This window comes from Natranaerobius thermophilus JW/NM-WN-LF (genome assembly GCF_000020005.1).
GTDB lineage: Bacteria > Bacillota > Natranaerobiia > Natranaerobiales > Natranaerobiaceae > Natranaerobius > Natranaerobius thermophilus.
On the sequence record NC_010718.1, the window covers coordinates 1,374,697 to 1,398,898 of the forward strand.

General features: G+C 35.9%; 24 protein-coding genes and 1 other annotated feature. Of the genes, 23 read left to right on the top strand and 1 reads right to left on the bottom strand.

What is annotated here, in order from left to right:
* The first annotated feature begins 26 nt into the window (after nt 1-26).
* The 23 genes from murD to NTHER_RS06705 all read left to right on the top strand — a co-directional run bounded on the left by murD (nt 27) and on the right by NTHER_RS06705 (nt 22,361).
* On the top strand, nt 27-1,412 hold the full coding sequence (murD, locus tag NTHER_RS06595) for a UDP-N-acetylmuramoyl-L-alanine--D-glutamate ligase (RefSeq protein ID WP_012447760.1): 1,386 nt from the start codon (nt 27-29) through the stop codon (nt 1,410-1,412).
* A 1-nt stretch (nt 1,413) separates the two neighbouring features.
* Nucleotides 1,414-2,511, top strand: a complete 1,098-nt coding sequence (spoVE, locus tag NTHER_RS06600; protein ID WP_012447761.1) for a stage V sporulation protein E — start codon at nt 1,414-1,416, stop codon at nt 2,509-2,511.
* A 56-nt stretch (nt 2,512-2,567) separates the two neighbouring features.
* Entirely contained in the window at nt 2,568-3,671 is a 1,104-nt protein-coding gene (murG, locus tag NTHER_RS06605; RefSeq protein ID WP_012447762.1) for an undecaprenyldiphospho-muramoylpentapeptide beta-N-acetylglucosaminyltransferase, read from the top strand.
* 107 nt (nt 3,672-3,778) lie between these two features.
* The gene (murA, locus tag NTHER_RS06610) at nt 3,779-5,071 is read left to right on the top strand and encodes a UDP-N-acetylglucosamine 1-carboxyvinyltransferase (protein ID WP_012447763.1); all 1,293 of its coding nucleotides are present in this window, start codon (nt 3,779-3,781) and stop codon (nt 5,069-5,071) included.
* 27 nt (nt 5,072-5,098) lie between these two features.
* The gene (locus NTHER_RS06615; RefSeq protein WP_012447764.1) at nt 5,099-5,893 is read left to right on the top strand and encodes a cell division protein FtsQ/DivIB; all 795 of its coding nucleotides are present in this window, start codon (nt 5,099-5,101) and stop codon (nt 5,891-5,893) included.
* A gap of 88 nt (nt 5,894-5,981) precedes the next feature.
* Nucleotides 5,982-7,205 (top strand): cell division protein FtsA, encoded by a 1,224-nt coding sequence (ftsA, locus tag NTHER_RS06620; RefSeq protein WP_012447765.1) that lies wholly within the window; start codon nt 5,982-5,984, stop codon nt 7,203-7,205.
* Nucleotides 7,206-7,235: 30 nt separating this feature from the next.
* Nucleotides 7,236-8,321: a cell division protein FtsZ gene (ftsZ, locus tag NTHER_RS06625; RefSeq protein WP_012447766.1), complete on the top strand. Its 1,086-nt coding sequence runs from the start codon at nt 7,236-7,238 to the stop codon at nt 8,319-8,321.
* Between the two features lie 159 nt (nt 8,322-8,480).
* The gene (locus NTHER_RS06630) at nt 8,481-9,401 is read left to right on the top strand and encodes a sigma-E processing peptidase SpoIIGA (protein WP_012447767.1); all 921 of its coding nucleotides are present in this window, start codon (nt 8,481-8,483) and stop codon (nt 9,399-9,401) included.
* Nucleotides 9,401-10,120: an RNA polymerase sporulation sigma factor SigE gene (gene sigE, locus NTHER_RS06635; protein WP_012447768.1), complete on the top strand. Its 720-nt coding sequence runs from the start codon at nt 9,401-9,403 to the stop codon at nt 10,118-10,120. The genes NTHER_RS06630 and sigE overlap by 1 nt, the downstream gene beginning before the upstream one ends.
* A 70-nt stretch (nt 10,121-10,190) precedes the next feature.
* On the top strand, nt 10,191-11,000 hold the full coding sequence (sigG, locus tag NTHER_RS06640) for an RNA polymerase sporulation sigma factor SigG (protein ID WP_012447769.1): 810 nt from the start codon (nt 10,191-10,193) through the stop codon (nt 10,998-11,000).
* Between the two features lie 88 nt (nt 11,001-11,088).
* On the top strand, nt 11,089-11,364 hold the full coding sequence (locus NTHER_RS06645; RefSeq protein WP_012447770.1) for a YlmC/YmxH family sporulation protein: 276 nt from the start codon (nt 11,089-11,091) through the stop codon (nt 11,362-11,364).
* Nucleotides 11,365-11,458: 94 nt separating this feature from the next.
* Nucleotides 11,459-12,274 carry a peptidoglycan editing factor PgeF gene (pgeF, locus tag NTHER_RS06650; protein ID WP_012447771.1) on the top strand — a complete coding sequence of 272 codons (816 nt, stop codon included), beginning with the start codon at nt 11,459-11,461 and terminating at the stop codon, nt 12,272-12,274.
* Nucleotides 12,275-12,354: 80 nt separating this feature from the next.
* Nucleotides 12,355-13,533: a biotin/lipoyl attachment domain-containing protein gene (locus NTHER_RS06655; RefSeq protein WP_012447772.1), complete on the top strand. Its 1,179-nt coding sequence runs from the start codon at nt 12,355-12,357 to the stop codon at nt 13,531-13,533.
* Nucleotides 13,534-13,567: 34 nt separating this feature from the next.
* A complete protein-coding gene (locus NTHER_RS06660) occupies nt 13,568-14,269 on the top strand; it encodes a YggS family pyridoxal phosphate-dependent enzyme (protein WP_012447773.1) in 702 nt (233 codons plus the stop codon).
* A 6-nt stretch (nt 14,270-14,275) separates the two neighbouring features.
* Nucleotides 14,276-14,779 carry a cell division protein SepF gene (locus NTHER_RS06665; RefSeq protein ID WP_012447774.1) on the top strand — a complete coding sequence of 168 codons (504 nt, stop codon included), beginning with the start codon at nt 14,276-14,278 and terminating at the stop codon, nt 14,777-14,779.
* 12 nt (nt 14,780-14,791) lie between these two features.
* Nucleotides 14,792-15,079: a YggT family protein gene (locus NTHER_RS06670; protein WP_012447775.1), complete on the top strand. Its 288-nt coding sequence runs from the start codon at nt 14,792-14,794 to the stop codon at nt 15,077-15,079.
* Nucleotides 15,080-15,108: 29 nt separating this feature from the next.
* The gene (locus NTHER_RS06675; RefSeq protein WP_012447776.1) at nt 15,109-15,906 is read left to right on the top strand and encodes a YlmH family RNA-binding protein; all 798 of its coding nucleotides are present in this window, start codon (nt 15,109-15,111) and stop codon (nt 15,904-15,906) included.
* Between the two features lie 23 nt (nt 15,907-15,929).
* On the top strand, nt 15,930-16,529 hold the full coding sequence (locus NTHER_RS06680; RefSeq protein ID WP_012447777.1) for a DivIVA domain-containing protein: 600 nt from the start codon (nt 15,930-15,932) through the stop codon (nt 16,527-16,529).
* Between the two features lie 109 nt (nt 16,530-16,638).
* Nucleotides 16,639-16,873, top strand: a binding site (T-box leader).
* 52 nt (nt 16,874-16,925) lie between these two features.
* Nucleotides 16,926-19,706 carry an isoleucine--tRNA ligase gene (gene ileS, locus NTHER_RS06685; protein ID WP_012447778.1) on the top strand — a complete coding sequence of 927 codons (2,781 nt, stop codon included), beginning with the start codon at nt 16,926-16,928 and terminating at the stop codon, nt 19,704-19,706.
* 109 nt (nt 19,707-19,815) lie between these two features.
* The gene (locus NTHER_RS06690) at nt 19,816-20,127 is read left to right on the top strand and encodes a DUF5665 domain-containing protein (RefSeq protein WP_041367541.1); all 312 of its coding nucleotides are present in this window, start codon (nt 19,816-19,818) and stop codon (nt 20,125-20,127) included.
* Nucleotides 20,128-20,150: 23 nt separating this feature from the next.
* The gene (locus NTHER_RS15205) at nt 20,151-20,801 is read left to right on the top strand and encodes a TraR/DksA C4-type zinc finger protein (protein WP_012447780.1); all 651 of its coding nucleotides are present in this window, start codon (nt 20,151-20,153) and stop codon (nt 20,799-20,801) included.
* 85 nt (nt 20,802-20,886) lie between these two features.
* Entirely contained in the window at nt 20,887-21,345 is a 459-nt protein-coding gene (gene lspA, locus NTHER_RS06700; RefSeq protein ID WP_012447781.1) for a signal peptidase II, read from the top strand.
* Nucleotides 21,346-21,374: 29 nt separating this feature from the next.
* Nucleotides 21,375-22,361 (top strand): RluA family pseudouridine synthase, encoded by a 987-nt coding sequence (locus NTHER_RS06705; RefSeq protein ID WP_012447782.1) that lies wholly within the window; start codon nt 21,375-21,377, stop codon nt 22,359-22,361.
* Between the two features lie 24 nt (nt 22,362-22,385).
* Here NTHER_RS06705 and NTHER_RS06710 read toward each other — a convergent pair whose 3' ends face one another.
* Complete coding sequence (locus NTHER_RS06710; RefSeq protein ID WP_012447783.1) at nt 22,386-24,125, bottom strand: Rqc2 family fibronectin-binding protein; 1,740 nt, start codon at nt 24,123-24,125, stop codon at nt 22,386-22,388.
* Nucleotides 24,126-24,202: the final 77 nt, after the last annotated feature.

Below are 24,202 nucleotides of genomic sequence, written 5' to 3' on the forward strand. Positions count from 1 at the left end.
ACAAAAGTTCAGATAGGAGAGAGACTATGTTTGATGATAAAGGCAAATATCTAATACTTGGATTAGGTAAAAGCGGCCAGGGCGCTGTTATAGGTCTGAGTAATTTTGAAGATTGTCAGGTAGCTGTGACAGATAGAAAAAACCTCGATGACATCCGGGATGCAGCTGCCATACTAGAAGAGCATAATGTACCTTATTTAAATGAAAGAGAAAGCGTTGAAAGACTGTCTGAGTTTGATATTCTTGTCAAAAGTCCAGGAATACCCATGGACAATAATATTATTACCAAAGCTAAAGAATTAGGTATGCCTGTCATAGATGAACTTGAACTAGGATATCAAATATTGAATTACAGATTGACAAAACCGGAAGAACGGCTTATTGCTGTAACTGGTACTAATGGAAAAACTACAACTACTAATTTAATTGGCGAATTTTTCGAAGCAAGTGGTTACAGCATTTATGTAGCGGGAAATGTGGGATTACCTTTAAGCCAGATAGCCTGTGAAGTTACAGACACTGATTTTATAGTCTTAGAAGTATCTAGTTTTCAATTGGAATTTATTAAAGGCTTTAGGCCAAAGGTATCAATGATATTGAATATAACACCAGATCACCTAGATTGGCATGGTGATCTAGATTCATATATTAGAGCTAAGATGAATATTTTTAAAAATCAGACCAGTAAAGATTTTTCCGTTGTCAATGTGGATGATGAAACGACATTTGGTTTAAATCGAGAAAGCAAAGGAAGAAAATTAAATTTTTCAAAGAATAGTTTGCGGACTGAAGGCTCTTTTATAGAGGATGATCACTTAGTAATCAATTATTTAGATACTAAAACTTCTATAATCCATAAACACGATATTTTACTTCCTGGGGAGCATAATTTGGAGAATGTTTTGGCAGCGACTACCGCAACTTTGCCTTTTTCTATAAGTGAGGAAAATATTCGAAATACCTTGAAAGCATTTAGTGGAGTAGACCACAGACTTGAATTAGTGAGAGAACTAAATGGAGTTAAATTTATAAATGATTCTAAGGGAACCAATGTTGAAGCCTCTTTAAAAGCCATCAATTCATTTGATTCCATGATATTAATAGCTGGGGGTAAAGATAAAGGGGCTGATTTCAGTGAATTTGCGGAGGCTATAAAAGAAAAAGGAGTTAAAAAAGTTTATTTATTTGGAGAAACTTATAAAAAAATAGCTTCTGCTCTAGATAAAGTATATTATCCTGAATATTATATTGTTAATAATTTAGAAACAGCTGTCACAGGGGCATATCAGGACGCCATTTCTGGCGATGTAGTTTTGCTTTCACCTGCCTGTGCCAGCTGGGATATGTATGACAGTTTCGAGAAACGGGGAAATCATTTTAAAAGTATTGTTTATTCTCTCGGGGGTGAATGATATGGAAAAAAAGCAATCAACTCCCGATTTCACTCTTTTTGCAGTTACACTAATATTGGTAGCTTTTGGATTGGTAATGGTTTTTAGTTCTAGTGCTATCATATCTCAAGTTCAAAGAGACGATACTTACTTTTTTCTCAGACGTCAAGCTTTTTGGGCAGTTTTAGGCATCATCGGAATGTATGTAACTAGCAAAATAAATTACTGGAAATGGAAATTGTTGGCCACTCCCATTATCATTATAAACTTTATACTTTTGTTGGCTGTATTTATTCCTGGTCTCGGGGTCCAAGTTTACGGAGCTGAAAGATGGCTGGGTATAGCAGGTTTGACGATCCAGCCATCGGAGTTTACTAAAATAGCATTAGTGATATTTGTAGCCACATATTTGACCAGTCGTAAAAATTCAGTCCAAGATATTAGGACTTTGATGGTTGCACTGGGAGCCATGGGTATTAGCTGCGGATTAATACTATTACAACCTGATATGGGAACGGCTGTAGCTGTAGCAGGTAGTGCTTTACTTATAATTTTTGTTGCTGGTATGAAAATTTCTCATATGCTAGTCTTAGGTTGTGCAATTGTCCCGGCGACTATAGCCCTGGTTTTTAGTGAAGATTATCGACGTAAAAGGTTTTTGTCTTTTTTAGATCCATGGGAAGATCAACTTGAAAGCGGTTATCAAATAATTCAATCCTTATACGCTTTAGGTCCTGGGGGATTAATTGGTGCTGGACTAGGTAGAAGTCGACAAAAGTTTTTCTATCTACCTGAACCCCATAATGATTTTATATTTGCAGTTATTGGAGAAGAACTAGGTTTTTTAGGAGCTAGCTTAGTGATAATATTGTTTTTTGTGTTTATATGGAGAGGTTTTAAAATCGCCATGCACTCTCCTGATATGTTTGGAGCACTTATGGCTACAGGTATAACTGCTATGGTAGGCTTACAGGCTTTTATGAATATTGGAGTTGTAACGGCTTCAATGCCTGTTACAGGAATTAACTTACCTTTAATTAGCGCAGGAGGGTCGTCTTTACTATTTACCTTAAGTTCAATTGGAATCCTCCTTAATATTTCTAAACATAATCAAATTTAACAACTCGACAGTATTAATATAACACTAATGTGCAGTACCAAGTCAGGAGGTCTGTTATGAAAGTATTGGTAACTGGTGGGGGCACGGGTGGTCATATCTACCCGGCCCTTGCTGTAATAAATGAACTCAAAGAGCGCAATCAAATAGTTGACATACTTTATGTAGGCACCTCCAAAGGTATGGAGCAAGAAATAATACCTAATAGAGGTATTGATTTTGCAGCTATTACAGTGAGAGGCCTTCAACGTAAGATTAATTTAGAACAGGTGTATTTTTTACGAGATTTTTTAAAAGGGCTTTATCAATCTTACAGATTGATAAAAAATTTTACCCCTGATGTGGTAATTGGGACCGGTGGTTATGTTTGCGGTCCTGTTCTTATGGCAGCCAGTTTAATGAAGATTCCTACAGTACTTCATGAACAAAACGTGATTCCAGGTATCACCAATAAATTTTTGTCTAGATTTGCCGATTATACCTGTGTTAGCTTTCCAGAATCAAAAAACTATATGACAAAAGCAAAAAAAATTATTACAACAGGTAATCCTAGAGCTCAAGAAATAACCAGTCGAGATTTTTCTAGTGTGAATAAGCATCTGAACTTGAGATCTGATCTTAAAACTTTACTGATTGTTAGCGGAAGTAGAGGGGCACAAAAAATAAATGAAACTATGATCAATATTATACCTGAACTTATTTCCAAATTTCCCATACAAATTATCTATGTAACGGGTAATAATTACTACGAATCAATTAGGTCCCAGATACTAGAATATGTAGATAACTCTTATCAAGATCGTCTTAAACTTCATGCATATCTATCTGATTTGCCGGCTGCCATCAGCTGTGCTGATTTGGTTATAAGTAGGGCTGGAGCTACTACCCTTGCCGAACTTACAGCAGCCGAGACTCCTTCAATATTAATACCGTCACCAAATGTCACCAATGACCACCAAAGAGTAAATGCTAAAATTTTAGGAGAACGAGGGGCTGCTAAAGTTCTCACTGAAGACTCGCTAAATGAACAAGAAGTTATTAAATCAATATCTTCTATTATTAATGATGAAGAGGTACTTTTTGATATGCAAAGAGCTACCAAAGAGATAAGTTATCCAACTGCGGCTACAGAAATATGTAAGATCTTAGAATCCTTAATCTGACAAGTCCATTAGAAAAGGGACAAGCGTAATTAACACCAGTTAAATTTATTGCATATCATAAACCAAGATTCAAGATTAAGGTTATGCAATTAATTGGGGGTGCCTGAATGTGTAAATTTGTGGTATCGGGACAGAAACGGCTTCATGGAAAAATAAAAGTACACGGTGCAAAAAACTCTGCACTCCCCTTATTAGCAGGTTCTCTTTTATCCAGTGAGCTTGTGAGGTTAAGGGAGATACCGCAGTTACGAGATGTTAAAGTTATGAAAGAAATTATTAAAAGTTTAGGTGGATATGTAATTGAGGATGGTAATGGTGTTAGCGTTAATCCAGGAGAAATTGAAACAGGTATAATACCAAAAAGATTAATGAGTGAAATGAGATCTAGTATTGTATTATTAGCAGGTATTTTGCATAATCTTGGGTGGGTAAAGATATATCCACCTGGTGGTTGTGCTATTGGAAAAAGGCCAATTGATTTACATCTAAAAGGACTAGAACAGCTGGGATGTGAAGTGAAACAGTATCAAGAGTCTATAGTTTTGACTGCTCCGGATGGCTTAAAGGGAGCGAAAATTAAACTTGACTATCCTAGTGTTGGTGCTACAGAAAATATAATGATGGCTGCAGCCAAGGCTAAAGGTGTTACTGAAATTCTAAATCCTGCAAAAGAGCCTGAAATTCAAGATTTGGCTAATTTTATTAATTCAATGGGTGGTGAAGTAAAAGGGGCTGGCACTGATAAGATTACAGTAGTTGGTAAAGAGGTTTTACATGGTACTGATTATCAAATTATACCTGACCGAATTGCTGCTGGCACATACATGGTAGCGACGGCAATTACCGGAGGTGAAGTCACTTTAACAAATGTAGTACCTTCTCATGTCGAAAAAACAGTAAATTTATTAGAAAAGTGTGGTGTGCAAGTTGTAGTTGGAGATAGAAATATATCTGTTTCTGCAAAAAATCGCCAGTTGAATTCACCGGGTAAGATAGAAACAAATCCATATCCTGGCTTTCCTACAGATATGCAACCGCAATTTATGGCACTAAGTTGTTTACTAACCGGCTCTACAAAAATAACTGAAAATATTTTTGAGGGTAGATTCAAGCATGTCTCTGAACTATTAAAAATGGGAGCAGATATTAGTATTGAGGGTAACTATGCTATTGTAAAAGGAAATAGTGCTTTATCTGGAACCGTTGTGAAAGCTTCTGACTTAAGAGCAGGGGCTGCTCTTACCCTGGCAGCACTAGCTGCCGAAGGTGTTACAATTATTGAAAATATTGATCATATTGACCGTGGTTACGAGGACTTTGATAGAGACTTAAATGCTCTTGGAGCCAATATGTTTAGAATTTCCAATCATTCGGATATAAAAAGTGATGAAAACGCCTAATTATTAGGCGTTTTCAGGGGGTTTTTTATGGACAAGCTAATGAGAAAAAAATCGACTAAAAACAAAAAAATCAGACCCAAAAAGACAATTTGGGTAGTCCTGCTCATTTGTTTAGGTCTTTTAGCCCTTGTTTTTATCGGTACTTCTAGCTATTTTGAAATAGATGAGTTTTTTTTCCATGGTAACCATAGAATAGCTAAAGGTGAACTCAAGTCTACCTTAGAAAAACAGAATCTCAATTACTGGTTATTTGATCAACAAAAATTTAAAAACAACTTATTGTCAAATCGTTGGATAAAACAAGTGACAAAAATAGATAAAGAGTTCCCCAATAAATTATACGTGGAAATTGAAGAACGGGAAGGACAAGCGCTGATTAGAGATGAGGAACAGGAGAAATACTATACCGTATCCTCAGACTTAGTAGTCATGGAACGGTATCAAGAAAACCCCGGACAGCTTCCTATGATAACTGGTTTAAATGAAGGACAATTTGAAAAAGTTTCCGAGGGTGAACAGTTAACTGAAGATTTTTCTGAACCAATGGTAGAAGTCTTTGAACTGTTAAAAAAATACGAACTTACAAGTATCTCAGAAATAAGACTTACGGAATTCCGTTACTCTCAGTCTTCCGGTGGAATGATGTTATACTTGACAGATGGAAGTCAAGTTAAGATAGGGGAATTAAGAAAACTAAATGACAAATTTCGTGTTTTAAGTAAAGTGAAGTCTGAACTTAAGCAGAAAAGTGATGATTATTATTTAGACTTAAGAGTACCGGAATACCCAGTTTTGGTTGATAAAGAACAAGATCAAAACTGATTTCTTAAGGATTATAAAAAAGGAAATTTTGCTGAAACGTTGAAGTAATATACAATGGGCATTTGATGAGATACAGGGAGGTGCTAATTTGACCACTAAAAATTTAATTACCGGTCTAGATATAGGCACCACCCATGTTCGCGTGATAGTTGGCGAAATGGGGAATGGTGATAACATAAATATTGTTGGGATAGGGACAAGCATATCCGAGGGGTTAAAAAATGGAGGAATTGTAGATCTGGATAAAACTACTGAAGCAATAGTAAATGCAGTAGAGCAAGCTGAAAGAATGGCTGGTGTAGAATTAGAGTCGACTTTTGTCGGAATTATTGGTTCTCATATACAATTAATTGAAAACAGTGGAGTAGTTGCGGTAAGCAGTGACGATAAAGAAATTACTGAAGAAGACGTTCAAAGAGCTGTTCAAGCTGCTAAGGTGATCGCCCTCCCGCCTGATCGTGAAATTATTGATGTAATTCCTCGTCAGTTTATCGTCGATGGATATGATGGAATTCGCGACCCTGTTGGAATGTTAGGTGTTAGGATGGAAATTGAGGCTTTAGTCGTTGCTGGTAAGAGCACCAGTATACACAATATGCTTCGGTGTGTCACAAGAGCGGGTTTAGACGTTGATGGATTAGTGCTTAACTCAATGGCTAATGCGGAAGCTATATTAACTAAAGATGAACAAGAGCTGGGGGTAGCGGTAGTAGATATTGGTGGTGGAACCACTGAAATTGGTATTTTCCGAAACGGTAACTTACAAAAACTAGATGTTATTAATATAGGCGGAAATTTTATCACAAATGATATCTCTGTAGGATTGAAAACCCCTACTGAAGAAGCAGAACAATTAAAAATCAAACATGGAATTGCTCTCTCAGAGGTAACAGAAGCAGAAGAGTATTTAGAAATTGCGCAAGTAGGTGAAAAGGAACCAATTCAAATTAGTGCTATAGAACTTTCCAATATAGTAGAACCAAGAGTTCAAGAGATATTTGCTCTAGTAAATAAAAAGTTAGCTGATATGGGTTATGATGAAAAATCATTACCTGCTGGGGTAGTTATAACTGGAGGGGTTACTAAGTTAAAGGGTGTCCAAACAATAGCAGAGACAGAGCTAGGTTTAAATGTACGGATTGGTGAACCAAAATTGTTAGGAGTTAACAATCCTATTTACTCAACTGGGGTAGGTATAATAAATTATGTAACTAAGAACAATCTCTATCCTAGAGAACAAGAAAGTACTAATTCTCAACTGACCGGTTTTTTTGGAAAAGTTAAAAACTGGTTGCTTGATTTTTTCGAATAGCTTTATTAATGCCTATAAGGAGGGGTACATATGTTGGAATTTGATATCGAAACAGATCAATTTGCCCAAATCAAAGTCATCGGAGTTGGCGGTGGTGGAAGTAATGCTGTAAACCGCATGATATCTTCTGGACTGAAAGGTGTAGAGTTTATAGCTGTAAATACTGATTCTCAAGCATTAAACATGTCAGAAGCTAATTTAAAACTGCAATTAGGTCAAAATTTAACTAAAGGATTAGGAGCTGGGGCGGACCCAGAGATTGGTAAAAAGGCGGCTGAAGAAAGCCGTGATGAAATAGAGCAATCTTTAAAAGGTGCGGATATGGTTTTTGTTACAGCTGGTATGGGTGGAGGAACCGGAACAGGAGCTGCTCCAGTAATAGCTAAAATTTCTAGAGAACTCGGTGCATTAACTGTTGGGGTTTGTACAAAGCCTTTTACTTTTGAAGGCAAGAAACGTAAAAAACAAGCTGAAGCTGGAATAGATGAGATCAAGGAAAACGTTGACACTTTAATTGTGATTCCCAATGATAGATTACTGCAAGTTGTAGAAAAAAAGACAACAATGGTAGAAGCATTTAGAGTAGCTGATGAAGTACTTCTACAAGGTGTACAAGGTATCTCAGACTTGATTACAGTTCCAGGATTAATTAATTTGGACTTCGCTGATGTCAAAACAATTATGACTGATACAGGCACGGCACTTATGGGAATCGGGTCTAGTACAGATGACAACAGGGCTGTAGATGCCGCTAAATCAGCAATCTTGAGCCCACTATTGGAAACAAGTATCGAAGGAGCTCAGGGTATCTTGTTAAATATAACTGGTGGATCAAACTTAGGTTTGGTTGAAGTGAATGAGGCAGCTGATGTAGTGGCAGAAGCTGCAGCTGAAGATGCTAATATTATCTTTGGAGCAGTCATAGACGATAATCTGGAAGACGAAGTTAAAGTGACAGTGATAGCTACAGGGTTTGATGATGACGATAGACAACCAAAGCAAACTGAATCTAGCCAAAAAACTCAAACTAAAGAGGAGCTAGCTAGCAGTTCTTTCGTGGGAGACGACATAAATATCCCCGCATTTTTGAGAAGAAAGAAAAAATCCGACAAATAGAGAGACAGAGCGACTAAAAAAGTCGCTCTTTTTTTATGCTTTTATCCCAGGAAAGTGACAAGTTTTTTGATTTTTTATTGTTATAATTGTCATATCGAATAAGATATATGAATACATACATAAAAGGACTTCTAAGTCCTTGGGGAGGGATCTGGTCCAGTGTATGTTATAGGTGAAGTAGTTTTAGTGATTAATCTTCTGTTAAACTTTATGCTCTTATTTGTAACGGGGAGGATAATGAATCTGTATTGTTCGTTAAAAAAACTATTGGCAAGTGGTTTGATAGGAACTTTAGCCGTGTTTGTTCCACAATTCCCTGGTGAAATTTTAGTTAAATTAGCCATATCCGTTTTGATGATTCGAATTGCTTTTGGAGCCCTTAAAAAACAAGCTTTTTTAGTAACTTTAATGGTATTCTATGGAGTTAGTTTTGTAATGGGTGGCAGCATAATGGGAACTGCTTTTCTGTTTAGCGGACAATCGAATTTTCAAATTCTGATGCCAGGGAACTTACCCTTTGGGTACTTAGTTCTAGCTTTTATTGTAGCATTGGCAGTGATTTTAGGTATTAGGGCAATAGAACGTAAAATAACTCTTAAAAAGGTCTCTATTCCAGTTAAAGTGGTTGTGAACGGTAAATCTGTGAAATTAAATGCCTTAGTGGATACAGGAAACAAATTAAAGACTTTCACTGGAGAATACTGTCTCGTAGTAGAAGCGAGAGCACTAGATAACGTATTGACTTCAGACGAAAAACATGTATTATCAGAAATTTCAAATTATAATCAACTAGATGACAGGCAATGGGATCAAGAGGCATCTGCAAGATTTTTTCCCCTGTGGTTCAACTCTCTAGGGACAGAACACGGATTATTACTGGCCTTTAGACCCGAAAAACTGGCTTTAGGTAATTCAGGCACAAGTTTTGAATGTAATGGTACAGTTAACAAGAATAATAATGGGGATCCCTGGAGAGAAGTTTCTGCTCTAATAGCTGTTACTTTTCAAGAATTAAATATTGATGATACTAATTGTGGTTTAGTACCAGTAGAATTATTAAAATTTGCGGAGGGATCTTGATGAAATTTTTTAGAAATTTATTTGTTAAAATTGTTATAAAATTATACCAATGGAATATTATAAAAAAACCGCCAGTGCATTATATAGGGAGTAGTGAAGCCTTACCACCACCGTTAACAAATGAAGAAGAAAAAGATTTACTTGAAAAACTAAAAGCTGGTGATAAAAAAGTAAGGTCAACTTTAATTGAGAGAAATTTAAGGCTGGTGGTTTATATTGCCAGAAAATTTGAAAATACTGGTGTAAATATAGAAGATTTGATCTCTATAGGGACTATCGGCTTAATAAAAGCTGTTAATACTTTTGATCCTCAAAAGAAAATTAAACTAGCTACCTATGCTTCAAAATGTATAGAAAATGAAATTTTGATGTATTTGAGACGCAATAATAAATTAAAAAATGAAGTATCAATCGATGAACCATTAAATATCGATTGGGACGGAAATGAACTCTTATTGTCTGATGTATTGGGAACTGATATTGACATTATACATCAAAATATTGAGCAAAAAGTAAACAAAAATTTACTGAAGATGGCTTTGGAAAAATTATCCCAGAGAGAAAAAACTATTATGAAATTGCGGTTTGGATTAGGGCGTCAAGAAGGTAAAACACAAAAAGAAGTAGCCGATATACTGGGAATTTCTCAGTCTTATATTTCAAGATTAGAAAAGAGAATTATTAATAGAATGAGAAAAGAAATAAACAAAATGCAATAACTCACCAGTATAAAAAACGGGTACTTGGAGATAAATAAGGGACAGAATGAAGCAACAGGGGGCGATTAAAATGAGCAGTGCTAAGGTAGAAATTTCCAATGTCAACACCTCCAAGTTACCCGTTTTAAACAACTCAGAAATGAAGGAACTCTTTGAGAAAATGAGGGTTGGTGATGATGAAGACGAAGCAAGACAAAAACTTATTAACGGGAATTTACGCCTTGTATTAAGTGTGATCCAAAGGTTCAACAACAGAGGTGAATACGTAGATGATCTATTCCAAGTAGGTTGTGTAGGGTTAATAAAGGCTATTGATAATTTTGATTTGAGTCAAAACGTAAAATTTTCAACTTATGCAGTACCTATGATAATTGGTGAAATACGAAGATACTTAAGAGATAATAATTCTATTAGAGTTAGCCGCTCCCTAAGAGATATAGCATATAAAGCCCTTCAAATCAGAGATGAGCTAGTTGAAAAAAATTCCAGAGAACCTGCAATATCTGAAATTGCCGAAAAACTCGATGTTAGTGAAGAACAGGTGGTATTTGCTTTAGATGCTATCCAAGATCCAGTATCTTTATTTGAACCAATCTATCATGATGGGGGTGATCCCATCTTCGTAATGGATCAGATCAGTGATGAGAAGAATCAAGATAGAACCTGGTTAGAGGAAATAGCCATTAAAGAAGGTCTTCATAGACTATCCTCCCGAGAAAAATTAATTGTAAATCTGCGATTTTTTAAGGGGAAAACACAAATGGAAGTAGCAGAAGAAATCGGAATCAGCCAGGCCCAGGTTTCACGGCTAGAAAAAGCCGCTTTATCTCAATTGAAAAAAAATATATCCGATTCTGGATCAAAATCTAGGTCGAATTAAATTCCCTCCTCCAGGAGGGAATTTTTATTATAATAATTTAGGAAAAAAACCTTTCTGCTCATCATATGATGAATCAGGGGGTATTAATGTGATTAAGGCTTCGGAATTAAGAAGAAGGGAAGTTGTCAGCGTGGATGATGGTAAAAGGCTAGGATTTGTAAGTGACTTAGAACTTGATCCTAGGGAAGGGTGTATTAACGCTATTATAGTTCCTGGTCCAGGTAAATTTTTTGGACTTCTAGGCGGAGAAAGAGATTATGTAATACCCTGGGATAAGATTGTTAAACTTGGTTCAGATGTTATCCTAGTTGAAGTACCAGGAATGAATAGGAAAGTCCAAAGAACTCACAAAAGTACACGCTAGATCTGATTTAGGATACCTGTTATTGTTTAGAGTATATGATATAATATTTTTTAGTTAATAAATTTTAAATACACTGCAGCGGAGGAATTATGTTATGTTTAACAGAAAGTTACAGTTTGTTGAAGGGTCAAATGGTGTCATTTATATCACCAGCGATTTTTTCGATACAGAGCAAGTGATGATCGGATTTTCTACTAGATACGGTGGAGTAAGCAAACCCCCATTCAATAGCTTGAATCTCGGGTTTTCCGTCCCTGATAATCCTGCCAATGTGGTTGAAAATCGCATTCGATTTGTTAAGGCTTTAGGGGCTAATCCGTATCATGCGGTTATAGGAAATCAAATTCACAGTAATCAGGTAACTGTAGTTAAAGAGCCAGGTTCAATTGATATGATTACAAATCCTGATAGTGGCATAGCTAACACCGATGGTTTGATTACTGATTCCTCAAACATTATGCTTTTAGGAAGTTTTGCTGATTGTGTTCCATTATACTTTTATGAGCCTGACCGTTCATTAATAGGAATAGTCCATGCAGGTTGGCGTGGGACATGGCAAGGTATTGCCATTCAAGCAGTTGAGAAAATCAAACAAGAAGGTGGGTCAGTTTCCAGATTGAAAGTGATTATTGGACCATCTATTGGTCCTTGCTGTTATCAAGTAGGAAAAGAACTTTATGAACAATGGGGAAAAGGAGAAGATAGGGAGCAAGTTTTTAAAAACAAACAAGGATATTGGTTTTTAGACCTTTGGCGTGCAAATAAATTATTATTGAAGAGAGCAGGAGTACCTTCAGAAAATATCTTATCTGGAGAACTTTGTACTATGTGTAATCATGATTTGCTATTCTCTCATCGCAAGGGAGGCAAATACACCGGAAGGATGATGGGTTTGATTTCCCTAAAATAACACATTTTAGCAGGAACTTGAATATATAAAGAGAAATAAATATATATCCCGCGATTACGGAAACTGGAAGGAGGAGGGGGTTGAAACGAAGAAATAAAACTGAAAAGGTTGTAAAACTTCAAAGAAACAATAAATCAGAACAGACAGGAACACATAAAAAGCAAAATTTACTACCTGTAATTTCATTGCTTGTTGCTGTATTTGTTTTAATCATATTAATTTCTGGTATGAGAAGTTTTTTTGTTACCCGACTAGTTAATATAGAACTTGTAGAACAACAAAAGGTGGATCAGATTATAGAAGAACAACCGGCTACTATAAAGCGGGAAGAGCAGGTGATAACTGCTCCAGTTTCCGGTCAAGTTGACAGGAAAGTGGATGAGGGCATCCGGGTCAAACGCAATCAAACAGTCATGGTTTATGACGAACTTTCAAATGAAAAGGATAATTATCAAAGTGAAGGTGAAATTAAGCGTCAGATAGACAGATTAGCTGTAGAATTTGAATCAGAATTGACATCAGCTCGTGAACAAGATTTAGTTAAAAGTCAAATTGAAGAAATTATCCAAGATATTCAAAACTTATCTGATGAATATCACAGAATAGTTGATGAAAAAGAAAACGAAAATAGCTCTCTAAGAGAGGTTACTTCACCAGAGCCCGGTATTGTCAGCTATAATATAGACGGATTGGAAAATGGTTTTAATGATATAGACAAGCTGTCACCTAAACGATTGCAGCGTTACCGTGAGCAACACGAGAATTCAACTTATGATCAAGATATAGTTGTCTCAAGAGCTCCACTATTCAAAGTGGTGGATAATTATAACTGGAAGGCAATAGTTGAAATTTCACAAGAAGAAACCATTGATAATGAAGTGGGTGATTGGTTATCAGTCAAATTTGATTTTGCTGATAATGAAATTGAAGGTAGAATTGTGGAAATAAAAGAATTTGATTCCCAAACTATAATGGTGTTAGAATTTGAACGTGAGCTAGAAAAATTTTGGAAAAATCGGTTTGCAGAAATTGATATTGTCAAAGATACCAAGATAGGGTATAAAATTCCTCAAAGAGCCCTGACCGAGAATAATGGTCAATTAGGGGTATACCTTGTCAAGCATGGTGTGGTAAAATTTGAAGAAATAGAATTAATTTCCGAATTAGAAAACAATGAAGTATTAGTCGATGGCTTGAATGAGGGGAATTTATTGATTAGGAATTCCTTTTTCGTTCGAGAAGGTGATCGAATACGATAATACAAAATAATTACAATAAATGGGGGGGAGGGTAATGACGGCATATATCAAAAGTAATCTTCAAGAAATTAAGGAAAAAATGTCAAAATCTGCGGAACTAGTCGGTAAATCCCTTGATGATTTAACATTGATAGGAATTACTAAGTATGCAACAACTGAACAAATAGCTGAACTATACAGATTAGGGGTGACAAATATAGGAGAAAACAAAGTTCAAGATGCATTACCTAAAATTGAAGAATTAGAAGATCTTGAAATTAACTGGCACTTCGTAGGTCATTTACAAAGTAATAAGGTAAAGTACTTAATCAATCATATATCTCTTTACCAGGCTTTGGATAGGACCTCACTGGCTAAGGAGTTGCACAAACGTGCAGATAAAAACAATGTCAATGTAAATGCTTTGGTTCAAATAAATATTGCTGGAGATGAAAATAAATTTGGGCTGAGTCAGGAGGAAACGGAACATTTTATTGAAAAAGTATTAAATAATTATCCACGTATCAATATCAAGGGTCTTATGACCATGCCTCCTTATTTTTCAGAACCGGAGCAAGTTCGTCCATATTATAGTAGAATGAGAGAACTATTTGAATTGTTTAAAACAAAATTTGGAGAACAACATTTTCAATATCTGTCAATGGGGATGTCCCATGACTACCATATAGCCATTGAAGAAGGAGCAAACATGGTTAGAGTTGGTAGGTCACTGTTTACACAAAGAGAGGAGGGGTAAGATAATATGAATTTTTTTGAAAAGATACTAGTATTTTTAGGGCTAGCCGAAGAAGCAGAGGAGGAAATTATAGAAGATGAAGAAGATGTAGCACCAGTTAACAACTCTACCTTCCAAGAAAAAAAACATAAAAAACGAAGTGCTGTTCAAAGAAAACAGAAAAATAGTGATCAGGAAGGGGATTCGGTAGTGCCACTACACAGTACAAAAAATACACAAGGTATAAAAATTCACTTAATTGCACCCAGTAAATACGAAGAAGCTCAAGAAATTGGGAAATACCTAAAAAGTGGTTTTCCTGTGGTCGTAAACTTAGAACAATTAGAAATGGAGACGGCCAAACAAATGATTGATTTTGTTAGTGGGACAGTTTTTGCCCTTGATGGCAATTTACACAAAATTGGGCAGCAAATATTCTTATTTTCGCCACCTAATGTAGGAATAGATGGTGCCATTGATACCACTGGAGATGAATTTTTTGATCAAAAAACATACGAAGAATATGAATAGGAGATGTAATAAATGCCTGTGGTGAGTTTGTTTAATTGGATTTTTCAAATTGTATATATAATGCTGATTATTAGAGTGATCTTTTCCTTTTTGCGTCCGTCCCCTTATCAAAACAAAAGATTATATGATTTAAATAAAATTATTTGGAAAATAACAGAACCTGTCCTAGCACCTATTAGAAACTTAATTTCGCCTTTGATGGTCGGTGGAGGACATTACATTGACCTCTCACCGTTAATCGCCTTGTTATTATTGAATTTATTACAAAGATTGACATTTAGTTTACTTTGGATGCTGTAAAATTTGGAATTTAATATGGGGGGTAGTTGATGGGAACTGATAAACAAACAATTATGAATCACTATACTCATCCTCTGGAAAAGGAAACAGCCAGTAAAATATTCGATAAAACAGACAAAGTGTTTAAGGAGCAAGGGATGGAAACTACAGATTTTTTTGATCCACATCAGTTAACTATTGCAGAAAAAGTGATTAATACATTCTCTGATGTTTCAGCTTTATTTTATGGTGGTTTAGCTGATGCGGAAAGGAAAAAGGTTGGGATTTTCCCTAAGGAATGGAATGTTACCCCTGATCAATTGGGGATCGAAGTACTAGAGCTTAGAGGAAATTTTAGATTTTCTAGTATTTCTCATAGAGATGTTTTAGGTGCTGTCATGGGTCTAGGTTTAAAGAGGGATAAAATTGGTGATATTCATGTCATGGAAGAGGAACACAGGTTGATTATTGCTGTTGATGAAAGTATCTCCCAATTCATTACACAAAATTTAACACAAGTAAAAAATGTATCAGTATCAGCTGAAGCTATGGATCAGGAAGAAATCCCTCGCCAGCAAGAGTACACTCGTGAAATAAAGGGAACTGTATCTAGTTTAAGATTAGATGCTGTTGCCAGTATAGGTTTCGGAGCTTCTAGAAGTAAAATGAGTCAGTTGATAAAAGCAGAGAGGATAAAACTCAACTGGCAACCTACTAAAGATCCTAAGGCTACTGTTTCTGAAGGAGATGTGATTTCATTAAGAGGAAAAGGAAGAGTGGAAATATCTGCAATCGGTGGTAAAAGCCGAAAGGGTAGGAGACATGTAACATTAAAGCGTTATAAATAAGTTTTAATTTCGGAGGTGGAATTATGACATTAACCCCCCTAGACATACACAATAAGGAATTTTCTCGTTCCTTTCGAGGATATAATCCTGATGAAGTTAATGAGTTTTTGGACAGGGTTGTTAAGGACTATGAAAGTATTATCAAAAAGAATATCGAACTTAAGGAAGAAGTGGAAAAATTAAATAATAAAATTGAACACTATCAAAAAATGGAAGAAACTCTTCATAATGCTATAGTTGTGGCTCAGGAAACTGCTGAAGAAGTGAAGGAAAATGCACAAAAAGAGGCAGAATTAATTAAAAGAGAAGCTCAAAGTGAAGCTAACAAGCAGATCGAAGATGCTCATAACAAGGTCAATAAAATTCAACAGGAAATAGAAGAATTGAAAAAACAAGCTAGTGCTCATAAAACACGATTTAAATCCATGCTAGAAACTCAACTTGATTTACTGGAATCAGAAGAATGGAAAAATTTAAATGCTAACAATCAAGAAGACTACCAATCTGAATATCATAGCCAAAATGCAGGTACTGAACAAGCCTCTGATTTGACTGCTAGCTACGAAGAAGAGGAAGTTGAAAATTCCCAAATTGATAGTCAAGACACATCACATAGTAATTAATAAGAGTATCAGGTAAATTTTGTGTAAAAAGAATATTGCGAAACAATTGTGGCTATGCTAAAATGCTAAGATAAATAAATTCCGTTAAAGCTTTAAAATTCAATATACATTATCGGCCGTGAAGGGAAGAGTAATCTGCACTTACTATCTACAGAGAGCCGGGAATGCTGGGAACCGGTGATAGTGTGTAGATGAAGATCATCCTTGAGCTCTTTGAGTGAACTAATAGTAGCTCAAAGCGAATGGCAAGCGTTAATTGCCCTGAGAGCCCGTATATCATTCGTTAAGATTTTGCTTAGGTGTGCGGGTAATAGGGTGGTACCGCGAGTAACCTCGTCCCTATCAGGGCGAGGTTTTTTTGATTTCTAAAATAAAAGATGGCCTGGAGGTGGCACTATGAATTATAAAGATACTCTCAATTTACCTAAGACAGATTTTCCCATGAAAGCTAAGCTTCCCTCAAGGGAACCTGAATTTTTACAAGAGTGGGAAAGCAACAACCTCTATCAACGTGTCCAACAAAAACGTTCAGGAAAGCCTAAGTACATTTTGCATGATGGCCCACCCTACGCTAATGGGAACATTCATATGGGTCATGCCTTGAATAAAGTCCTTAAAGATATTGTTGTTAAATTTAAAACAATGCAAGGATACGATTCTCCCTATGTACCTGGATGGGATACCCACGGTCTACCTATAGAGCATCAGATTACCAAAACAGAGAAAGTTGATAGGAAGAGCATGTCAGATGTGGAATTTCGTAAAAAATGTCATGATTATGCCATGAAGTATGTGGAGATACAAAAGGAAGAGTTTAAACGACTTGGAGTCAGAGGAGACTGGGATAATCCTTATCTGACTTTATCACCTGAATTTGAAGCTGAACAAGTTAAATTATTTGGTGAAATGGCACAAAAGGGTTATATTTATAAAGGATTAAAACCTGTATATTGGTGTACTGACTGTGAAACAGCTCTAGCAGAAGCAGAAGTTGAATATCATGACAAACGTTCACCTTCCATTTATGTTGGATTTCATGTAAAGGATAGTAAAGGTGAGTTTAATGAAGAAGGTGTAGAGTTTATTATCTGGACCACTACTCCCTGGACGATTCCTGCCAACATGGCAATTGCACTTCACCCCGAATTTCAATACTCATTAATAAAATCGGGAGAAAAACACTATATTGTGGCTACCGATTTACTAGAAACGGTAGCAGAAGAGGCTAAATTAGGAGAATATCAAATTATCAGAGAGTATACTGGTCGAGAATTAGAAGGAATAGTCTGTCAACATCCCCTCTTTGATAGCAGAGAGTCTTTAGTTATTTTAGGGGATCATGTAACCCTTGAACAGGGAACTGGCTGTGTTCACACTGCTCCGGGACATGGTCATGAGGACTATGAAGTTGCCCAAAAATACGATTTGGAAGTACTTTCTCCATTGAATGATAGTGGTGTTTTTACTGAAGAAGCTGGTCAGTTTCAAGGACTTTATTACGACAAAGCTAATAAAGAAATTACTCAAGCCCTGGATAAAAGAGGAGCTTTATTGTCCTTGAGTTTCATTACTCACCAGTATCCATGCTGTTGGAGATGTAAAGAGTCAGTTATCTTTCGGGCCACTGAACAATGGTTTGCATCAGTAGACGGATTTCGACAAGATGCTTTAAAAGCTATAGAAGATGTGGATTGGATCCCTGCCTGGGGTGAAGAAAGAATCAAAGCCATGGTAATGAACAGGGGAGATTGGTGTATTTCCAGGCAACGAGTCTGGGGAGTACCATTGCCGATCTTCTACTGTCAAGAATGTGGTCATGAATTGATCACAGAAGAATCTATCTCAGCTGTAGCTGAATTATTCAGACAGGAAGGTTCAGATGCCTGGTTCGAAAAAGAAGCCCCTGAAATATTACCACAAGGCATTCAATGTAGTTGTGGTGCCAAAAAATTTAGTAAAGAGACGGATATTATGGACGTATGGTTCGATTCTGGGTCTACTCATAGAGGGGTCTGTGCTCAAAGACAAGAACTGGCATGGCCTGTAGATCTTTATTTGGAAGGGAGCGATCAATATCGAGGATGGTTTCAATCATCCTTGCTGACTGCTGTTGCCACTAAGGGTGAATCCCCCTATCGAGAATGTTTGACTAATGGTTGGGTAGTTGATGGTGAAGGAAAGAAAATGAGTAAGTCCCAGGGTAATGTCATAGCTCCCCAGGATATTACTAACCAATACGGAGCAGATATTCTCAGGCTTTGGGTAGCCTCTAGTGAGTTCAAACAAGATGTCAGGGTATCTCAAAAGATATTAAAACAGACTGCTGAAGCCTATCGTAAGATAAGAAATACTGCTAGATTTATCCTGGGTAATTTATACGATTTTACACCCGAAAAAGATTATGTATCCTTTGATCAATTAGAAGAAATTGATAGCTATATTCTATGTCGCTTACAAAAGGTTATTGATCAAGCCACTAGAGCCTATGATGAATTCGAGTTTCATGAGTTTTATCACTTAATTCACAATTTCTGTGTTGTTGAATTGAGTCAATTCTATTTAGATGTGATTAAAGATCGAATCTATACAATGCCAACTGAGTCAAGAGAGAGGCGGGCTGCTCAAACCACCATGTATTATTTACTAGATAGTTTAGTGAAAATGCTTGCTCCAGTATTGACTTTCACCAGTGAAGAAATATGGCAGTATTTACCAGGTGATCGAGAAGAGTCAATCCAATTAACCGACTGGCCAGAAGTCAACGAGGAACTGGTAGATAATGAGCTAGAGCAGAAGTGGGCGAATTTTTTAGAATTCAGAAAAGAAGTGGCCAAAGCACTAGAAAATGCTCGTAAAGATAAAAAAATTGGCAGTTCCTTAGAATCGAAAATCTTAATTTATGCTGATGAAGACCTATTTAAAAAATTACAAAGTTTTGAGGATAATCTAGAGGAACTGTTCATAGTTTCTCAAGTAGAATTGAAGAAAGCCGAACAATTAACTGAGACTGTTAAGAACCAGGCTTTAAGCTCGGAAGATGTAGAACAGGCTAGCATAATTATTGAAGCCGCCCAGGGTGAAAAATGCCCCAGGTGTTGGAACTATCACCCTGAAGTGACTAAAGCGGAAGAATTATGCCCTAGATGTAGTCATGTCTTAGAGACTAGCAATAAATAGTTTAATAGAATTAGCAAAATTTACCCCCTGAATTTAATCAGGGGGTTTTTTATTTACCATGTTTTGGAATAAAATAATAGATACACAAATGGTTAAATTAATAAGGGGGATGAGAATTTTGCAAGATAACAATAATAATCAAAAAGAGTTGTTAGAAAAACTATATTACCAAACTGCAGAACTTTTAGATAAACTGGAAAAATTTAAATTAGCCGAGTATATGCATTATTTAAATAATCCAGTACGTTATTTTTGGATTAATTTTTGGGGAGGGGTAGCTAGAGGTTTAGGCATAGCAGTGGGGATGACAGTTTTAGGTGCTATTTTGGTTTACTTTTTACAGCAGCTAGTAATGTTAAATCTACCAATAATTGGTGATTTTATTGCTGATATCGTTAAAATTGTTCAAGAACACTTATAATTTCTTAAAGGAGGTTGTTCTAAATGACAGATCAAGAAATTGAGAAATATCGCCAGAAATTGTTATCTATTAAAGCAGATCTTGAAAAACACGAAGCTGAAGGACAACATGATAATCGTACTAGTATTAGAGATAATGTCTCAGAACTATCGAGCTATGATAATCATCCTGGGGACTTAGGTTCTGAACAATATGAACTAGAAAAAGATACAACTTTATCAAATCTAAGAGAACAAAAATTACGAGAAATAGAAATTGCTTTAGAAAAAATTGCTAATGGTGATTATGGGAAATGTGAATCATGTGGAAAGGAAATTAATAATGAAAGATTAGATGCAGTTCCATACACTAGATATTGTATTTCATGTCTAGGAGATTTAGCTTCAAATCAGGATGAACACCCTTATTTTGAAGGACATACTCACTTGGAGACTATGAGCTCAAAAGACGAAAATTCAATCCACTTCGATAAAGAAGATATGTGGCAAAAATTAGAGAACTACGGTCAGGCCGGGGGAACTAACGAAGATTATGAAAACTCCGATGAAAATTGGGGTGCTGCTGATAAAATGGATGAATATTCTATTGGAGGCAAAGATCTTAGTATTAACCCTAAAACAGATCCAGAACGATTTAAAAGAAGGAAAAGACGGGGAAGAAATGATCAATCATAGTATTTATCTTCATCTAAATTGTCAAGCATGTTCTGTTGTGCTAGAATAAATTGAGATTATTACTATTAGAGGGGGGACTGGTGGAGTGGGATTTGTTTTATTTGTCATAATTGCATTAACTATTGTTTTAGATCAAATATCCAAACTAATAGTTGCAAGAACTATGAGTTTAGGTGATAGTATCCCGGTGTTGGAGAACATTTTTCATATAACTTACTCAGTTAATCCCGGTGCTGCTTTTGGAATAATGGCTTATCAGACTACCTTTTTCATCGTGACTACCATTTTGTTATTACTCGTAATGGTATTTTTATTTTATCGACTAGGACAAGAATTTCAAATAGTAAAAATAGCTCTGGCTTTACAGTTTGGTGGCGCAGTAGGTAATTTGATTGACAGGATTAGAACAGGCTATGTGATAGATTTTTTTGATTTTAGGATCTGGCCAATTTTTAATATTGCAGATATGGCTATTGTGCTAGGTGTGTCTATTTTAATTTATTTTATATTGTTTATGTCCAAAGATTATGGATGTTTTGATTAGTGGAAGTTGCCAGTAAGGGAGGGCTTGTATTGGAAAGATATAAAAAGGCCCAGTCTATAAATACAGACTATGAATTGATCCCTAAAGAGAAAGATGAGGGATTGAGGCTGGATCTGTACTTAAGTGAACAGATCGAGGACTTAAGCCGAAGTAAAGCAAAAATGTTAATAAACAATAACAGTGTGATGGTAAATGACAATTGGGTTAAGGCTAGCTATTCCATTACCTCTGGAGATGTGGTAAAAGTGGACACTCAATTAATTCAATCTGAGATAACTCTAATTCCCCAGTCTATACCCTTAGATATTGTCTACGAAGATGAATATCTTTTGGTTGTCAATAAGCCGAGAAATATGGTAGTTCATCCTGGAGCCGGGAACTATCGAGATACCATGGTTAATGCTCTATTATATCATTGTCAAAATTTATCAGATGGTACTTCTTACGAGAGACCCGGTATTGTACATCGCTTGGACAAGGATACTTCTGGTTTGTTGGTAGTTGCAAAGCAAAATGAAACCCATGATATTTTATCGGAGGAAATCAAAAACAGGCGTGTAGCCAGAACTTATTTAGCACTAGTTATAGGAGACTTTTCCAAGAAGAAAGCTACAATTGATTTACCAATAGGAAGAGATCCCAGAAACAGGAAAAAAATGGCTGTAGTTCATGGAGGAAAGAGAGCAATTACGAAAGTTGAGATGTTGCGAAGTTTTCAAAATCCCGAAAAAATATCTTATTTGAAATGCTCTTTAGAGACCGGACGCACTCATCAGATTAGAGTACATTTAAGCCATTTAGGTTATCCCCTTTTAGGTGACCCAGTTTATAGAGGAAAAACCGGAAAAAACGTAGATATAGATAAAAATTTAACAGGGCAGGCTCTTCACTCTTTTTCCTTAGCATTTACTCATCCTGTATTTAAAAAGACTATGGTTTTTAGAGCTCCCCTGCCCTCAGATATGATGAACCTGATTTCTAAACTAACCAGAAGTGACAAAACCAATTTTAGATAAAAAATGATTTCAAATTATATTGAATTAGTTGGAGTCAGTTTGTGGTAACTTTGGATCCACATATAAAGTCTTGTGATTATCATAAATTACCATTCCTGGTTTTGCTCCTTTGGGTTTTCTGACGTTTTTAATTTGAGTGTAATCCACAGGTACATTTTCAGAGTTTCTAGCTTTAGAATGGTATGCCGCAACTTGTGCAGCTTCAAGGATAGTTGCTTCCGGAATATTATCACCTTTAACAATTACATGAGTTCCTGCAATTTCCTTGGTGTGAAACCAAGTGTCGTTTTTGGAAGCCTTCTTTAACGTTAAGCGATCGTTCTGTTTATTGTTTTTTCCTACCATAATTGTAAAACCATCACTAGAAGTATATTTGATAAAATCACCTTCACTACCTCGAGGGGCTTTTTCTCGGTCTTTAGTTTGTTTCTTTAAGTAACCTTGCTCCATTAGCTCCTGCCTAATGTCTTTTAGTTCCTCCAATTTAGCTGCTTCATCGACTTGGAATAGTAAGCCTTCCAAATAAGAAATTTCCTGCCTGGTTTTCTTTATCTCAGTTCCTAGTTTTTTGATACGATTGGTGCATTTTTTAAATTTTTTAAAGTAATGGTCAATGTTTTCTCCTGGAGTTTTAGATGGGTCGATTTTAATTCCTAGTAGTTTGGGAGGATCTTGATAATAATCGTAAACTTCTACTGTTTCGGTATGTGCATTATTAACTAAATGATAATTAGCACTTAAGAGTTCACCATATTTTTTGTATTTAGTACCACCTTCCGAAGTTTCATATTCCTTTGTTTGTTTTTTAAGTTTTTTTCTTGCTTTTTTAGCTGCTCCGGATAGTTTTTTCTTTAGTTGTGATTTTAATTGCTTAGCCAGTTCTTCTTGTCCCTTATAATGAGCAAAATCATCTATTGCTTGATTTAATGTATCGTACTCGACTAATTTAAAATTATCAGTATTATAAAATCTATTATCCCAATAAACATCCTTCATCTCAGTTGTGGTTTTGTCATAAACAATAACAGGTTGATATGACAGGGACATTATATCATTTATAATTTTTTCCCAAATATTATACAGCTCGTTAGCTTCTACACCTTCTGGGTAGGTAGTATTTATTATTTGCTTTGATAAAAAGGGACTTACTCCTAAAAAGTTATCAAAAAACAGTTTATCTATTTGATTTTGGTATTGAGATAATAGTTTATTAAACTTATCTTTATCTAGATTTTCAGAAAAGGGATCTAGTTTATCTGGAGCTGGTGGTCGTTCAAATAGGGTCCCCGGCACTAATTCTCTTTGATCAGAGGCAGAGAGTTCTCTTTGAATACGCCTTAAAGCATCCATAATTCTCTTTGTTTTTTTATTGACTAAAATCACATTACTGTGCTTACCCATTATTTCACAAGTTAACAGGAATTCTTCGGTCAAATCAAACTCATCCCTGCGTTTTATGTGAATATCAACTATCCGATCACCATGATACTGAACAATATCGGTAATTTTTCCTCCAACTAAAAATTTACGCAAAAACATACAAAATGAGCTGGGAGAAGCCGGGTTTTCCAGTTTCTTTTCAGTTAGATTCACGCGACAGTACTTGGGATGAGCACTTAATAACAACGTGTTCTGGCCACTTCTTCCATATAATTTTAGAGTAATAACTTCTTTTTGAGGTTGATGAATTTGGTTAATTTTAGAACCAATTATTTTTTGTAACTCGCCTACAATTCCTCTGATGGTAAAACCGTCTATTGGCATTAGATTGTTCCCTCCGTTTCAAGTATCAATTAGAGTATAAATGGTATTAAAGATCGGGTCAAATTTTACCCTTGATA

Excerpts from the sequence above, each read along its gene's own strand:
- murD (WP_012447760.1), top strand. The coding sequence starts at position 27 with ATGTTTGATGATAAAGGCAAATATCTAATACTTGGATTAGGTAAAAGC.
- spoVE (WP_012447761.1), top strand. The coding sequence starts at position 1,414 with ATGGAAAAAAAGCAATCAACTCCCGATTTCACTCTTTTTGCAGTTACA.
- murG (WP_012447762.1), top strand. The coding sequence starts at position 2,568 with ATGAAAGTATTGGTAACTGGTGGGGGCACGGGTGGTCATATCTACCCG.
- murA (WP_012447763.1), top strand. The coding sequence starts at position 3,779 with ATGTGTAAATTTGTGGTATCGGGACAGAAACGGCTTCATGGAAAAATA.
- NTHER_RS06615 (WP_012447764.1), top strand. The coding sequence starts at position 5,099 with ATGGACAAGCTAATGAGAAAAAAATCGACTAAAAACAAAAAAATCAGA.
- ftsZ (WP_012447766.1), top strand. The coding sequence starts at position 7,236 with ATGTTGGAATTTGATATCGAAACAGATCAATTTGCCCAAATCAAAGTC.
- sigE (WP_012447768.1), top strand. The coding sequence starts at position 9,401 with ATGAAATTTTTTAGAAATTTATTTGTTAAAATTGTTATAAAATTATAC.
- sigG (WP_012447769.1), top strand. The coding sequence starts at position 10,191 with ATGAGCAGTGCTAAGGTAGAAATTTCCAATGTCAACACCTCCAAGTTA.
- pgeF (WP_012447771.1), top strand. The coding sequence starts at position 11,459 with ATGTTTAACAGAAAGTTACAGTTTGTTGAAGGGTCAAATGGTGTCATT.
- NTHER_RS06660 (WP_012447773.1), top strand. The coding sequence starts at position 13,568 with ATGACGGCATATATCAAAAGTAATCTTCAAGAAATTAAGGAAAAAATG.
- NTHER_RS06665 (WP_012447774.1), top strand. The coding sequence starts at position 14,276 with ATGAATTTTTTTGAAAAGATACTAGTATTTTTAGGGCTAGCCGAAGAA.
- NTHER_RS06670 (WP_012447775.1), top strand. The coding sequence starts at position 14,792 with ATGCCTGTGGTGAGTTTGTTTAATTGGATTTTTCAAATTGTATATATA.
- NTHER_RS06675 (WP_012447776.1), top strand. The coding sequence starts at position 15,109 with ATGGGAACTGATAAACAAACAATTATGAATCACTATACTCATCCTCTG.
- NTHER_RS06680 (WP_012447777.1), top strand. The coding sequence starts at position 15,930 with ATGACATTAACCCCCCTAGACATACACAATAAGGAATTTTCTCGTTCC.
- ileS (WP_012447778.1), top strand. The coding sequence starts at position 16,926 with ATGAATTATAAAGATACTCTCAATTTACCTAAGACAGATTTTCCCATG.
- NTHER_RS06690 (WP_041367541.1), top strand. The coding sequence starts at position 19,816 with ATGAGAATTTTGCAAGATAACAATAATAATCAAAAAGAGTTGTTAGAA.
- NTHER_RS15205 (WP_012447780.1), top strand. The coding sequence starts at position 20,151 with ATGACAGATCAAGAAATTGAGAAATATCGCCAGAAATTGTTATCTATT.
- NTHER_RS06710 (WP_012447783.1), bottom strand. The coding sequence starts at position 24,125 with ATGCCAATAGACGGTTTTACCATCAGAGGAATTGTAGGCGAGTTACAA.